Origin of the sequence: Arthrobacter sp. SX1312, assembly GCF_002929295.1 — a bacterium.
Lineage (GTDB): Bacteria > Actinomycetota > Actinomycetes > Actinomycetales > Micrococcaceae > Arthrobacter_D.
Genome location: NZ_PJIM01000002.1, coordinates 1,039,341 through 1,053,184, shown reverse-complemented (window position 1 = coordinate 1,053,184; position 13,844 = coordinate 1,039,341). Strand labels below are relative to the sequence as shown.

At 70.9% G+C, this 13,844-nt stretch carries 9 protein-coding genes; 5 read left to right on the top strand and 4 right to left on the bottom strand.

Features of this window, described 5'->3' with window-relative positions; all coding sequences use genetic code 11:
- Window positions 1–43: 43 nt before the first annotated feature.
- Together purF and purM are read left to right on the top strand one after the other, a co-directional pair.
- Entirely contained in the window at window positions 44–1,603 is a 1,560-nt protein-coding gene (gene purF, locus CXQ92_RS12465; protein ID WP_104168012.1) for an amidophosphoribosyltransferase, read from the top strand.
- The gene (purM, locus tag CXQ92_RS12460; protein ID WP_104168011.1) at window positions 1,600–2,715 is read left to right on the top strand and encodes a phosphoribosylformylglycinamidine cyclo-ligase; all 1,116 of its coding nucleotides are present in this window, start codon (window positions 1,600–1,602) and stop codon (window positions 2,713–2,715) included. The genes purF and purM overlap by 4 nt, the downstream gene beginning before the upstream one ends.
- 80 nt (window positions 2,716–2,795) lie before the next feature.
- Here the strand turns inward: purM and CXQ92_RS18425 are convergent, their stop codons facing one another.
- Window positions 2,796–5,831, bottom strand: a complete 3,036-nt coding sequence (locus tag CXQ92_RS18425) for an endo-1,4-beta-xylanase (protein WP_219815719.1) — start codon at window positions 5,829–5,831, stop codon at window positions 2,796–2,798.
- Window positions 5,832–5,857: 26 nt separating this feature from the next.
- Complete coding sequence (locus tag CXQ92_RS12450) at window positions 5,858–6,997, bottom strand: endo-1,4-beta-xylanase (RefSeq protein WP_104168009.1); 1,140 nt, start codon at window positions 6,995–6,997, stop codon at window positions 5,858–5,860.
- 181 nt (window positions 6,998–7,178) lie between these two features.
- On the opposite strand from CXQ92_RS12450, the gene CXQ92_RS12445 reads away from it, so the two are divergent.
- From CXQ92_RS12445 to CXQ92_RS12435, 3 genes are all read left to right on the top strand, one after another.
- The gene (locus tag CXQ92_RS12445; RefSeq protein ID WP_104168008.1) at window positions 7,179–8,204 is read left to right on the top strand and encodes a LacI family DNA-binding transcriptional regulator; all 1,026 of its coding nucleotides are present in this window, start codon (window positions 7,179–7,181) and stop codon (window positions 8,202–8,204) included.
- 99 nt (window positions 8,205–8,303) lie between these two features.
- A complete protein-coding gene (gene xylA, locus CXQ92_RS12440) occupies window positions 8,304–9,494 on the top strand; it encodes a xylose isomerase (RefSeq protein ID WP_043441759.1) in 1,191 nt (396 codons plus the stop codon).
- Between the two features lie 3 nt (window positions 9,495–9,497).
- Window positions 9,498–10,994, top strand: a complete 1,497-nt coding sequence (locus tag CXQ92_RS12435) for an FGGY family carbohydrate kinase (protein ID WP_104168007.1) — start codon at window positions 9,498–9,500, stop codon at window positions 10,992–10,994.
- A gap of 172 nt (window positions 10,995–11,166) precedes the next feature.
- On the opposite strand, the gene CXQ92_RS12430 is transcribed toward CXQ92_RS12435, so the two are convergent.
- Window positions 11,167–11,982, bottom strand: coding sequence for a GAF and ANTAR domain-containing protein (locus CXQ92_RS12430; protein WP_104168006.1), 816 nt, complete (start codon window positions 11,980–11,982; stop codon window positions 11,167–11,169).
- Between the two features lie 107 nt (window positions 11,983–12,089).
- Window positions 12,090–13,820 carry an alpha/beta fold hydrolase gene (locus tag CXQ92_RS12425; RefSeq protein WP_104168005.1) on the bottom strand — a complete coding sequence of 577 codons (1,731 nt, stop codon included), beginning with the start codon at window positions 13,818–13,820 and terminating at the stop codon, window positions 12,090–12,092.
- Window positions 13,821–13,844 lie beyond the last annotated feature (24 nt).

Here is a 13,844-nt window from a genome sequence, read left to right as displayed (position 1 = left end):
GCCGGAAGAAGGGCGGCACACCGTACCGTGAGAGAATGGCGGCATGCTGCGCGGCGACGGACACCTCTCCCATGATCTTCTTCCCGGCGAAAAAGGACCCCAGGACGCCTGCGGCGTCTTCGGAGTCTGGGCGCCCGGCGAGGAGGTCGCCAAGCTCGCCTACTACGGCCTGTACGCGCTGCAGCACCGCGGCCAGGAGTCGGCGGGCATCGCCACGAGCGACGGCCACCGGATCAACGTGTACAAGGACATGGGCCTCGTGTCCCAGGTCTTCGACGAGTCCACGCTCAACACCCTGACCGGGCACATCGCCGTCGGCCACTGCCGCTACTCCACCACCGGGTCCTCGCACTGGGCCAACGCGCAGCCCACCCTCGGCGCCACCGCGGCGGGCACCGTGGCCCTCGCCCACAACGGCAACCTCACCAACTCGGCCGAGCTCCACCAGATGGTCCTCGCCCGCCACGGCAAGCCGCGTGCCGGCGAGATGGCGCAGGGCAACACCACGGACACCGCCCTGGTCACCGCGCTCCTGGCCGGGGACGACGACCGCTCCCTCGAGCAGACGGCCCTGGCGCTGCTGCCGAGCATCCGCGGCGCGTTCTGCTTCGTGTTCATGGACGAGGGGACGCTCTACGCCGCCCGGGACACCTACGGCGTGCGCCCCCTCGTCCTCGGCCGGCTCGAGCGCGGCTGGGTGGTCGCCTCCGAGCAGGCGGCCCTCGCCACCGTCGGCGCCAGCTTCATCCGGGAGATCGAGCCCGGCGAGTTCATCGCGATCGACGAGGACGGCGTGCGCAGCAGCCGCTTCGGCTCCCCCACCCCCGCCGGCTGCGTCTTCGAGTACGTGTACCTGGCCCGACCCGACGCCGCGATCGCCGGGCGCTCCGTGTACGAGGCCCGCGTGGAGATGGGCCGCCAGCTGGCCCGCGAGAACACGGCCGAAGCGGACATCGTGATCCCCGTCCCGGAGTCCGGGACGCCCGCCGCCGTCGGCTTCGCCGAGGAGTCCGGCATCCCCTTCGCCCACGGCTTCGTGAAGAACGCCTACGTGGGCCGCACGTTCATCCAGCCCAGCCAGACGCTGCGCCAGCTCGGCATCCGGCTCAAGCTCAACGCCCTCGAATCCGTCATCCGCGGCAAGCGCATCATCGTGGTGGACGATTCCATCGTCCGCGGCAACACGCAGCGCGCCGTCGTCCGGATGCTGCGCGAGGCCGGCGCCGCTGAGGTCCACGTCAAAATCTCCTCGCCGCCGGTGCGCTGGCCCTGCTTCTACGGCATCGACTTCGCGTCCCGCGCGGAGCTCATCGCGAACGGCGCGGCGATCGACGAGATCAGCAAGTCCGTCGGCGCCGACAGCCTCGCCTACATCTCCGAGGACGGCATGATCGATGCCACCCAGCAGCCCCGCGAGCGCCTCTGCACGGCCTGCTTCACCGGGACGTACCCCATCGAACTGCCCGGCGGCGACCGCCTGGGCAAGAACCTGCTCGAGCGCCTCGACCCGGCCGACCGGTCCGGTGCGGTGGGCTGCGATCCCGGGCCGGACGCCGAATTCGAAGCCGTACTGACCGACGACGACAAGAAGGAGCGGGTATGAGCGCGCCCCACCCGATCACCTACGCCAGCGCAGGAGTGGACGTCGAAGCGGGTGACCGCGCCGTCGAGCTCATGAAGGACGCCGTCCGGGCCACGCACGGCGAGCAGGTGATCGGCGGGGTGGGCGGTTTCGCCGGGCTCTTCGACGTCTCCCGCCTCCTCACCTACACGCGCCCGCTGCTCGCGACGTCGACCGACGGCGTGGGCACCAAGGTCGCGATCGCGCAGGCCATGGACATCCACGACACCATCGGGTTCGATCTCGTGGGGATGGTCGTGGACGACATCGTGGTGGTCGGCGCGGAGCCGCTGTTCATGACGGATTACATCGCGTGCGGGAAAGTGGTCCCCGAGCGGATCGCGGACATCGTCCGCGGCATCGCGGCCGGCTGCTCGGTGGCCGGCACCGCCCTGGTGGGCGGGGAGACCGCGGAGCACCCGGGGCTGCTCGGCGAGCACGAGTACGACGTCGCGGGAGCCGCGACCGGCGTGGTCGAGGCGGACCGCGTCCTCGGCCCCGAGCGCGTCCGGGCGGGCGACGTCGTGATCGGCATGGCCTCCTCCGGCCTGCACTCCAACGGCTACTCCCTCGTCCGCCGCGTCATCAACCAGGCCGGGTGGTCGCTGGACCGGCAGGTCTCCGAACTCGGGCGGACGCTCGGCGAGGAACTGCTCGAGCCCACGCGGGTCTACGCCGCGGACTGCCTCGCCCTCGCCCGGAACGACGCCGCGCAGGTGCACGGGTTCAGCCACGTCACCGGCGGCGGGCTCGCGGCGAACCTCGCCCGCGTTCTGCCGCGCGGGCTCGAGGCCACCGTGGACCGCTCCACCTGGGGGCTTCCCCCGATCTTCACGATCGTCTCGCAGCTCGGGTCCGTCCCTCTGCCGGACCTCGAGCGCACCCTCAACCTCGGCGTCGGCATGGTGGCGATCGTGGGGGCCACGGGCGCCGACGCCGCCCTGGCCCAGCTGAACGCGGCCGGCGTCCCGTCCTGGGTGATGGGCAGCGTGCAGGTGACCGGCAGCGGGAGCACAGACGGACCTGACTACGTCCAGGGCGCCAAGGGCGTGGACGGCGGCTCCGTGCGGCTCCTCGGCGCCTACGCCTCCTGACGGACACCGACGACGAAGCCCCTGCCCTCCGGAGAGGACAGGGGCTTCGTCGTGCCGGCCGAGGCGGCCGCGGGACCGTATCAGGGCTTTCCGGGCTGCTTGCGGGTCACGACGACGTCGAACGAGCTGGTGCGGGTGTTGCCCGCCTCGTCCGTGGCGGTGCAGGTGACCGTCGTGACACCGATGACGAAGCGGGAGCCCGACGCCGGATCACAGTCCAGCGGGACCGCCCCGTCGAGGGTGTCGATGGCGGACGGCAGGGTGTACTTCACCTTCGCGCCGCTGGCACCGTTGGAGACCGCCTGGACGTCCGACTGGCCGGCGATCCGGGGCGGCAGCACGTCGGCCGGCCGCGCGGGCAGGCGGGACGGATCGACGATGCCCCAGTACGCCGGGGTGACCTGCAGGTCGTCGTCGAACGGCAGCGGCTGTTCCCACGGCCGGGCCATCGGCCACGTGCGCAGCCAGGTGCGGGCGTTGCTGATGCCCCAGAAGGTCACCGAGTCGACGGACTCGTTGTGCTCCCACAGCATCGCGAACAGGTCGCGGTAGTAGTACCCGACCTCGGCCGCCGCGTCCGCGTCGTCCTCGAACGCCGGACTGTACGGATCCTGCGGGGCGCCGCTGACATCGGCGCCCTGGTTCTCCGTGGAGGCGTTCACGTCGAGTTCCGTGATGGCCTGCAGCAGCTCCGGGTTCAGGCGCTCCACGGCCACGATGGAGTCCTCGAGCCACTCCACCGGCCGGGCGACGTCCACGTGGGCCTGGTGCCCCACGCCGTCGATCGGCACGCTGCGCGCCTCCAGTGCCCGGATCAGGTCGAGGTAGTCGGCGCGCTTCTCCGGCATCTCGGTGTTGTAGTCGTTGATGAACAGGGCCGCGTCGGGGAAGTAGCGGTCCGCCAGGCGGAAGGCCTCGTCCACGAAGCCCTCGCCGAGCACCTGGAACCACCGGCTGTCCCGCATGTCGTGCGGATTGGCCGTGTCTCCGTCGGCGATGACCTCGTTGACGACGTCCCAGGCCCAGATGGGGCTGTCTCCGTCGGGGTAGCGCGCGTCGATGTGGTCCGCGATGCCCTTGATGTGGGCTTCCATGCGGGCCTTCAGCAGTGCCTGATCGGCAGGGCTGTCCGTCAGGTCGCGGCTGCCGTCCTTGAAGAACCATGCCGGGGTCTGCGAGTGCCAGGCGAGCACGTGTCCGTAGACCTGCACGTTGTTGGCATCGGCGAAGTCCAGCAGCTGGTCCAGCTGGGCGAAGGAGAACTGACCCTCGACCGGCTGCACGCTCTCGGGCTTGCCCGCGTTCTCGGGGGTGATGGCGTTGAAATGCTTGCGGACGAGGTCCGCCGCCGTCCCCACGGTCTCCCGGGCGTCGACGGCGACACCGACGTGCTCGATCCCGTCCGCCCCGAGGACGTCCTTGAGCCCGGGCACATCGGTCTGGATGGGCTTCTCGCCGAAGGCGGCGAGGCTGAAGTCGTCGAGGAGGAAGTCGACGCCGACGGGCCCCTCGACGTAGATCTGCGCCTTGTCGGCTGCCGCCCCGAGGGTGTAGGTACCCTTCAGCTGCGTCCAGCCGTCGGCCGTGACGGTCGCCGCGGCGCCCGCCACACCCTCGTACGCACTTGCACCGCCGTTGTCGCGCTGCACGGACACCTTGAGGGAGGCGGGTGTCTGGCCCGGAGCGAGTGTCGCCCAGACCGACACCTCCACCGCTGATCCCACGGGAAGTCCTGCGGTGACGTCGAGGGCCGCGCCGTGCCAGGGCTGGGTGCGGTCGGTGACGAGCAGGCTGCCGGTCCCGGTCCGGGCATCGCTGCCGGCGCTGACCTGCACGCCGTCGCCCCGTGCCGTCCAGCCGTCCGTCCCGGTCTCGAACCCGCTCGTGACCCCGGTCGCCTGCCCGGCGCCGCCGGTCGGCAGGGCGAAGGTCCAGCCCTCGGCCAGCTTCTCGCTCACGACGGTCGCCACGGCCTTGACCGTGGTGGACCGGTCGCCGCCGCCGTCGTGCGCGAGCACCACGGCACCGGGCGTGAAGGCCCGGCGGAGGTTCTCGGTGAGCGTGGTCTCGCTGAGGTCGTTGCCGTCCCAGTCGGAGATGACGTTCCCGAGGCCGAGCGGCTGCATGCCGAGCGCCGCGGCCACCTCGCCGGTGGCACCCCAGCTGCCGTTCGGCGCCCGGAAATACGGCACCGGGAGGGCGGGGTCACCCGCGGCGGCGCGGATGATGCGGAGGTTCTCCTTCAGGTCCGTTTCGACCTGCGCCTGCGTCCACGAGCCCATGTCCGCGTAGGACGTGCCGTGGTTGCACAGCGTGTGCCCTTCGGCGACGATCCGCCGGAGCAGGTCCGCCCCGCCGTCCGCCTGCACGTTCTGGCCGATGACGCAGAAGGTCGCGGTGATGCCCTTGTCCTTCAGGAGGTCGAGGACCGCGGCGGTCTCTCCGGGGTTGGGGCCGTCGTCGAAGGTGAGGGCGACGACGTTCCCGGTGCCGCGGGCCGAGGCGAGAGGCGTGGTGGTGGGGTTGGCGGCCCCGCCGGGGATGAAGGCCGGATCCGGCGTGGGCTCCCAGGCTCCGCCGTCGCCGGGCCCGGCGGTGCCGGTGATCACGACGTCGTCCACGAGGTAGTCGTAGGGCGCACCGAGGTCTCCTGTCCCGAGGTAGGCGCGCAGTGTGGCGGGGTCGGCACCCGCAGGGGCGTTGAACGTGCCGCTCACCGTGGTCCACGCATCGGCCGACACCGTGGTGTTGCCCACCCAGCTGTATGCGGGTTCGACGACGAAGCGTGCCGACGTCGTCGTCCCGGGGGCGGCGGACAGCTTCACCTGCGCCGAGAAGGAGTAGGTGCCCCCGGCCTGCAGGAGGTTCGCCGGCGTCTTGATGCCGTCGTAGTCGTTGGCCCTGCCCGTGACCAGCAGCGCCTTGTCGCCGTCGGCGTCGACCACCGAGAGGGCGGCACCGCCGTTCTGGACCAGCGGCCCGAAGGCGCCGTCCTCGAAGTCCTCGGTGAGGAGCACTGCCGGCTCCTCGGCGTTCGCCGCGGGCAGCGCCAGGGCGCCGGCTCCGGCCACCAGGCCGAAGGCCGTGGCGCCCGCGATCAGACAACGTCGTCTCATGGTTCTTCCTGTCCTGTCGTCGATCATCAGCGGTTGCCGCGACCGGGGGACGCCTGCTCGAGGGTGTCCTGCAGCGCGTAGTAGGCGGGCTTGCGGGTGAAGTCGTTCCACATGACCGTCGCCTCCCCTTCGCCGCTGAAGAACACGGGCACCCAGGAGTACTTGTCGGTGAAGCCCCAGATGGTGAAGGAGTTGCACTCGTCGACGCTCACGCACGCGTCGAGGGCGCGCTGGTAATAGCTCGCCTGCGTCGCGAGCTGGGCGTCCGTGGGCGAGGTCCCCGCCGCGACGTCCATGCGCACGTCGATCTCCGTGATCGCCGTCTCGAGGCCCAGGTCGTCGAAGCGCTGCAGGTTGGCCTGCAGGTCGCCCGGGAAGCCGTACCGCGTGCTCAGGTGGCCCTGGATGGCGAAGCCGTCCACGGGGACGCCCTGGGCCTGCAGGCGCGGGATCAGTTCGAGGTAGGCGTTGCTCTTCGCGTTGATGCCTTCGACGCCGTAGTCGTTGAAGAACAGCTTGGCCTTGGGATCCGCCTCGTGCGCCCAGCGGAACGCGTCGGCGATGATCTCGGGGCCGAGCTCCCGGATCCAGATGTTGTCCGTGGTGCGCAGCGTCCCGTCGCCGTTGAAGATCTCGTTGGCGACGTCCCACTGCTGGATCTTGCCCGCGTACCGGCCCACCACGGTCTGGATGTGGTCCTTGAGGATGGCGCGCAGCTCGTCCTTCGTGAAGTCGCCCTCCTCGAGCCAGGCCGGGTTCTGGCTGTGCCAGAACAGGGTGTGGCCGCGGACCACCTGCTTGTTCTCCTGGGCGAACCGCACGATCGCGTCCATCTCGGCGAACCGGTAGGTGCCCTGCTCCGGGTGGACGAACTCCCACTTCAGCTGGTTCTCGGGTGAGACCGAGTCGAACTCCGCCGCGAGGCGTTCGCGGTACTCCTGGTCGAAGGTGAACGGATCCGGGTAGGGCTGCGTCTCGTGGTGACCGCCGCCTGCGACGGCGGTGCCGATCTTCAGGTCCTGCGGGGCCACCCAGCGGAGGGTGTCCTTCTTCTCGATCCCCTGCGGCCGGGGCGGCTGGTGCTGCGCCGCGAGTGCCGGCGCCGCCGCGGGAACAATCATGGCGGACGCGAGGACTGCCGCGGCGATGGATGAACGAACCTGCATGAGCTCTCCTTTGAGGTACCTGAGGCACGGTGGCCGATCCGATGATCAGCAGATTTCCGGAAGTTTCCGGAAATACCGTTGCTGTAGGTTAGGAACACCGCACCCCGGAGGTCAAGGGTGCGTCGAGTTCCGACCCCGGGGATGCCCTGCTGCAGCGTCGGGGCTTCCCAAGGAGGACGACATGCAGGAGAATGCCCAGCCCGCAGTCACGATCTCCGCCATCGCCGCCGCGGCGGGCGTGTCGATCCCCACGGTGTCCCGCGTCCTGAACGGCCGGTCCGATGTCGCCCCCGCGACCCGCGAGCGCGTCGAGGTCCTGCTGCGGGAGTACGGCTACCGGCGGCGCGGAGCGGGCCGGCCGGCGCCGTCCGGGCTGGTGGACCTGGTGTTCAACGATCTCGACAGCCCGTGGGCGGTCGAGATCATCCGCGGCGTCGAGGAGTCGCTGAACGCCGAGGGCCTGTCCGTGGTGGTCTCGGCGATCCACCGCCGCGGCGGCAGCGACTCGACACGCAAGTGGCTCGACACCCTCGGTGCCCGCGCCAGCGACGGCGCCATCCTCGTGACGACGGACCTGGATTCCTTCCTGCATGCGGAACTGCAGCGCCTCAACCTGCCCCTCGTCGTCGTGGATCCGGCCGGCGTGCCCGACCTGGAGGTGCCGACCATCGGAGCGACCAACTGGACGGGTGCCGTCACCGCGACCGAGCACCTCCTCCAGCACAACCATCGCCGGGTCGGGTTCGTCGCGGGCCGCCCGGGCCTGTGGTGCAGCAGGGCACGCCTCGACGGCTACCGGGCAGGGCTCGATGCCGCCGGCATCGCCTTCGACCCGGAGCTCGTCATCGGCGGGGACTTCGACTACGCCTCCGGTTTCGCCGCCGGCACGGAGCTCCTCACGCAGTCCGACCGGCCGACCGCCATCTTCGCGGCCAGCGACCAGATGGCCCTCGGGGTGTACGAGGCGGCGCGCCAGCAGGGACTGCGCATCCCGGACGACCTCAGCGTGATCGGCTTCGACGACCTCCCCGAGGCCGGCTGGGCCTCGCCGCCCCTGACGACCGTGCGCCAGCCCCTCTCGGAGATGGGGAGCCTCGCAGCCCGCACGCTCGTCCGCCTCATCCGCGGCGGGGCGGTGGAGAGCCCGCGCATCGAGCTCTCCACGCGGCTCGTCCAGCGGTCGAGCGTCCGCGCCCTGCACCCGTAGGGCACCCGGGGCAAGTGCGGCGTCGTGCTTGACTCTGGGCCCAAACCTAATATGTTTGTAACGGCAACATATTAATCACACATACTTCTGGAGCACTCAATGACGATCGAGCCCACCCGTGACGACAAATTCTCCTTCGGCCTCTGGACGGTGGGCTGGGAGGCCCAGGACCAGTTCGGTTCCGCGACCCGCGCGCCCCTCGACGTGGTCGAGGCCGTCAACCGCCTGAGCGACCTCGGCGCCTACGGCATCACCTTCCACGACAACGACCTCTTCCCCTTCGGCTGCTCGGCAGCGGACCGCCAGCGCGAGATCGACCGGCTCACCGGCGTGCTGAAGTCCACCGGCATGGTGGTCCCCATGGTCACCACCAACCTGTTCAGCCACCCGGTCTTCAAGGACGGCGGCTTCACCAGCAACGACCGCGGCGTCCGCCGCTTCGCCCTCCGCAAGGTCCTGGACAACATCGATCTCGCCGCCGAGCTCGGCGCCAAGACGTTCGTCATGTGGGGCGGCCGTGAAGGCAGCGAGTACGACGCCGCCAAGGACATCCGCGGAGCCCTCGAGCGCTACCGCGAGGCCGTGAACCTGCTCGGCGACTACGTCACCGACAAGGGCTACGACATCCGCTTCGCGATCGAGCCCAAGCCCAACGAACCGCGCGGCGACATCCTCCTGCCCACGCTCGGCCACGCGATGGCCTTCATCGAGACCCTCGAGCGCCCCGAACTGGTCGGCATCAACCCCGAGACCGGTCACGAGCAAATGGCGGGCCTGAACTTCACCCACGGCATCGCGCAGGCCCTCTACCAGGGCAAGCTCTTCCACATCGACCTCAACGGCCAGCGCAGCATCAAGTTCGACCAGGACCTCGTGTTCGGCCACGGCGACCTGCAGAACGCGTTCTCGCTCGTGGACCTGCTGGAGAACGGCGGCCCCACGGGCGGCCCGTCCTACGACGGACCGCGCCACTTCGACTACAAGCCCAGCCGCACCGAGGACATGGACGGCGTGTGGGACTCGGCGGCCGCGAACATGCAGACCTACCTGCTCCTCAAGGAGCGCGCGGCCGCGTTCCGTGCCGACCCCGAGGTCCAGGCGGCCCTCACGGCTTCCCGGGTGTCCGAGATCAACGAGCCCACGCTCAACGAGGGCGAGGGCTACGAGGCCCTCCGCGCGGACCGCGCCTCCTACGAGGACTTCGACGCCGACGCCTACTTCAACGGCAAGGGCTTCGGGTTCGTGAAGCTGCAGCAGCTCTTCATCGAGCACCTGCTCGGAGCCCGCTGACCCATGGCCCTCGTTGCCGGCGTCGACTCCTCGACGCAGAGCTGCAAGGTCGTCGTCGTGGACACCGCGACCGGCGCCGAGGTCCGCACCGGCCGTGCCCTCCATCCGGAGGGCACGGAGGTGGACCCGGAGGCGTGGTGGCGGGCACTGCGTGCCGCGCTGGAGTCCGCGGACGGCCTCGGGGACGACGTCGACGCGCTCGCCGTCGCGGGCCAGCAGCACGGGATGGTGCTGCTGGGCCGTGACGGCAGGGTGCTCCGCGATGCACTGCTGTGGAACGACACCCGGTCCGCGGACGCCGCCCGGGACCTGATCGGCGAACTCGGGCTCGGGGAGATCGTCGCCCGGACCGGCCTGGCCCCCGTGGCCTCCTTCACCGGCGCCAAGGTGCGGTGGGTGCGGGACGCCGAACCCGACGTCGTCCCGGCCATCGCGGCCGTGGCGCTCCCCCACGACTGGCTGACCTGGCGGCTCCGCGGATTCGGCCCGGAGGGCGAGTCGCCGCTCGGGCCCGTGCTGGAGGAACTCGTGACCGACCGCTCGGATGCGAGCGGGACCGGCTACTGGAGCCCCGCGGCGGACGCGTACGACCTCGCGCTGTTCGAGCACATGCTCGGTTGTCCGGGTCGTGAGGCCCGCACCGGCCGTGGGGCGGAGGGTGACGGGGAGACCCGTCCGGACGCGGTGGTCCTCCCTCGCGTGCTCCGCGCGGATCAGGCTGCCGGCGCCGTCCACCCCTCCTTCATCGCATCGGGTGACCGACGCATCGTGGTCGGCGCGGGCGCGGGTGACAACGCGGGTGCCGCCCTCGGGCTCGGCGCGGAGGAGGGCGACGTCGTGGTGTCCCTCGGCACCAGCGGCACGGTCTTCGCCGTCGCCGCCGACGCCGTCGCGGACACGAGCGGGACCGTTGCCGGGTTCGCCGATGCCAGCGGGCTGTTCCTGCCGCTGGTGGCCACCCTCAACGCGGCGCGCGTCCTGTCCTCGGTCGCGGGGATCCTCGGAGTGGACCATGACGGGTTCGCGGAGCTGGCCAGGACCGCCGGGCCGGGCTCGGACGGCGTCGTCCTCGTGCCCTACTTCGAGGGAGAGCGCACGCCGAACCTCCCGACGGCGAAGGCCAGCTTCCACAACCTCAGCATCGGGTCCGCCACGAGGCAGAACCTGGCCCGGGCGGCGATCGAGGGCATGCTGTGCGGACTGGCCGATGCCCTGGACGCGGTGCGTGCCACCGGCGTGCAGCCGCGCCACCTGCTGCTGATCGGTGGTGCCGCCCAGAACACGGCCGTGCAGGAGGTGGCGGCGCAGGTGTTCGACCTGCCCGTGCGCATCCCGGCACCCGGCGAGTACGTGGCGCGGGGAGCCGCGGTCCAGGCTGCGTGGGCCCTGACGGGCACGCGGCCGTCCTGGACGCTCGGGACCGTGGAGGACCGCGCCGTCGATCATCGGCCGGTCATCCGCGAGCAGTACCGGACGGCGGTCGGTTCCCTCCGGTTCTGAGGTCCCCGGAAACGACGGGAGGCACCATCCGATCAGGTGGTGCCTCCCGTCGTCCGGGCGGTACGGGGCCCGCGGGCGACGCGGCTGCAGGAGTAGGCGACGAACAGGATGACCGCCACGACGGTGCCCCTGCCGGCCGCAACGTGTCCCTTCCGCTCGACGCGCGGCTCCCCTAGTGTGCGGTCTTCTTCCCCGGCAGTTCACCGCTGCTGATGAGGTGATCGGCGACGTCCCTCAGCTTGATGTTGCTGCGCTGGCTGGCCATGGACAGCACGAAGAACGCCTGGTCCCCTGTCACTTTGTGGCGTTCCATGAGGATGCCCTTGGCCTGGCCGATCACATCCCTCGAATCGACGGCTGCATGGAGTTGCCGGCTCTTCTCGGCCTCGGCGAACGCCACGGACGCGTGGGAGGCGACCAGCAGGCCCACGTTCTCCGACTCGTCCGTGAACGCGTCGGCCTCGTACGAGTAGAGGTTCAGCGCCCCCAGGTCGTCGCCTTCGACCCACAGCTGGATCGAGAGCATCCCCTTGGCGCCGGCCTCGGCGGCCCGCTGCGCGAACAGCGGCCACCGCTCCTCGTGCGCCATGTCGGCCACCCGCACGGTCCGGCGCTCGTACGCCGCTTCCAGGCACGGCCCCTCCCCGGTCTCCATCTGCAGCGCGTCGATGCGTACCGGGAGATCACCGGAGGGGGCGCGGGAACCGACGTTCTTCCGCCCGGTGACGACGCTGACGGAGCCTTCGTCGACCCCGGGGATCAGGTCGAGGGCCGCGTGGACGAAGCCGGCGAGGATCGCGTCCGAGTCGGGTTCCTGCTGCAGCGACCGGGCGAGCTCGGCCAGTTCCGTGGCGAGATCGCGCTCCCGGTCATTGTCGCCGTGATGTGACGACGGCCTGCCCCTGCCCTTGCTCTGGTTCTCGCTCGTCGCGGCGGCCTCTCCGGCTGTCGTGCCCTCCTGGACGCGGCCTTCACTGTGCTCAGTCATAGGGATCATCGTGTCAGATGGAGCGGGCTACGCCCACTGATCGACCCGGGCCCACCGGCGCCGTCCGCCCACGACCCGCCGGGGCGAGGCGGGGCGGCGAGCATCGATCATGCGGTCCTGCGCCGCTGCAGGAAGTCGACGACGGCGGTGGCCACGGCGCCGGCGGCACTGTGGTGCGCGGCGTGGGGCGCGCCGTCGATGGCGGCGGATTCGCCGCGCTGTGCGGTGCGCGCGAGCCGGTCCGACCACGCAGCGCCGGCGACGACGTCACGTGAGCCGCGCAGGACGAGCACGGGCTGTTCCACCCGGGGCAGCCGGTCCTCGAGCGGATAGCTCATCGCCAGTCCGAGCTGGGAGACGTACCACCGCGGACCGCACCGCAGGACATCCAGGAACTGCACCATGCTCAGCAGCGGCTTCTCGAAGACGGAGTTGACGCCCAACCTCAGGGCCTGCTGGCGGGCGGTGCGGCGCTCGACGTCCACGGCGGCACCGATCAGCACGAGGTGCGAGACCAGGTCCGGGCGTGCGACGGCCAGCTCCGTCGCACTCTGCGCGCCCATGGAATGTCCGACGACGACGCAGGACGATGCCCCGGCCTCGTCGAGGAGCGCCCCGATCAGCTCCGCCGTCCCCTCGTTGGTCGTCGCGTGCGCCGGCCGCCCCGTCCATCCGTAGCCCGGCAGATCGATGAGGTGCACCTCGCCGTGGGCGGCGAGGAGGGCGCCGAGGCGGCGGAAGTACCGGTGCGACATGCCGATGCCGTGGATCAGTACGAAGACCGGCGCAGGTGTCCCGCCGTCGGGCCCGATGCGGGCCGCGGCGGAGTCGTGGCCGTCGGGATAGGAACGGCACTGCCTGTCCTGCACCGTGACGCTCCGCATCTCGAGGACCTCCTCGGTCGCGTACGGCCCGGGCGGGTAGGTCCTCGAGATGCGGGTGAGATGTGTCGGTGTCTCTCCTGCCCGGCGTGGAACACCGGCCGGCGCCGATGCCCGGAGCCCCGCCCCACGATCGGGGAGGGAGTCGAGAATCGCCTCCGCGATGTCCACGGCGCCTCCCCGGTGCGCCGTGTGCGGCCGGCCGGGAAGCTCGACCAGGCGGCCGTGGCGTGCCGTGCGCGTGAGCTTCTCGCACCAGTCGCGGCGCGAGATGATGTCGCGGGTCCCCCGGACCACCAGGACGGGGCAGGCGACCAGGGGCAGCCTGTCGTCCAGTCGGTACCCGAGCATGACCGGCAGTTCCTTCAGGTACCAGCGGATCCCGCAGCGTGCGTACGCTCCGCCGACCATCAGGTTGTTGACGGGGGGTTCCACGAGCGAATCCGCGGCGAGCATCAGGGCATGCTCCACCACGGACCGGCGTGCAGTGTCCGTGACCGGACCGATCAGCACCAGCTGGGAGACGAGATCGGGTCGGCTGATGGCGAGTTCGGTGACGAACTGGGCGCCCATCGAGTGGCCGATCACCACGCACCCCTGCGCGCCCTCCTCGTCCAGGGCGCGTGCGAGAACCGCCGCGTAGGCGTCGATGCCGAGCTGATGATCGGGAGTCGGCGTCCCGCCGAAGCCGGGTAGGTCCACGACGAGGGTGTCGCCGTGCTCGATGAGTGCGCCCTGCAGCCTGTCGAAGTAGCGGTGGGACATCCCGAGCCCGTGCACGAGCACGAAGAGCCGGCGCGGGCCCCCCGGTTCCGGTGCCCGCCGGGCACGATGCACGCGACAGGACAGTTCGTCGCGCACCGGCAGATCGGCGGTCGCGGCGGTCGCGGCGGTGCCGCCATGGGTGCTGTCCTCGGTGCTGTCATCGGTGGTGACAGGGGCGTGTATCGGGTTCACAGTAGTCCAGTGGTTCGGGATCGG

What these genes read in the sequence shown, in the direction of transcription:
- CXQ92_RS18425 (WP_219815719.1), bottom strand. Translation starts at nt 5,831, where the DNA reads ATGAGACGACGTTGTCTGATCGCGGGCGCCACGGCCTTCGGCCTGGTG.
- xylA (WP_043441759.1), top strand. Translation starts at nt 8,304, where the DNA reads ATGACGATCGAGCCCACCCGTGACGACAAATTCTCCTTCGGCCTCTGG.
- purF (WP_104168012.1), top strand. Translation starts at nt 44, where the DNA reads ATGCTGCGCGGCGACGGACACCTCTCCCATGATCTTCTTCCCGGCGAA.
- purM (WP_104168011.1), top strand. Translation starts at nt 1,600, where the DNA reads ATGAGCGCGCCCCACCCGATCACCTACGCCAGCGCAGGAGTGGACGTC.
- CXQ92_RS12445 (WP_104168008.1), top strand. Translation starts at nt 7,179, where the DNA reads ATGCAGGAGAATGCCCAGCCCGCAGTCACGATCTCCGCCATCGCCGCC.
- CXQ92_RS12450 (WP_104168009.1), bottom strand. Translation starts at nt 6,997, where the DNA reads ATGCAGGTTCGTTCATCCATCGCCGCGGCAGTCCTCGCGTCCGCCATG.
- CXQ92_RS12430 (WP_104168006.1), bottom strand. Translation starts at nt 11,982, where the DNA reads ATGACTGAGCACAGTGAAGGCCGCGTCCAGGAGGGCACGACAGCCGGA.
- CXQ92_RS12435 (WP_104168007.1), top strand. Translation starts at nt 9,498, where the DNA reads ATGGCCCTCGTTGCCGGCGTCGACTCCTCGACGCAGAGCTGCAAGGTC.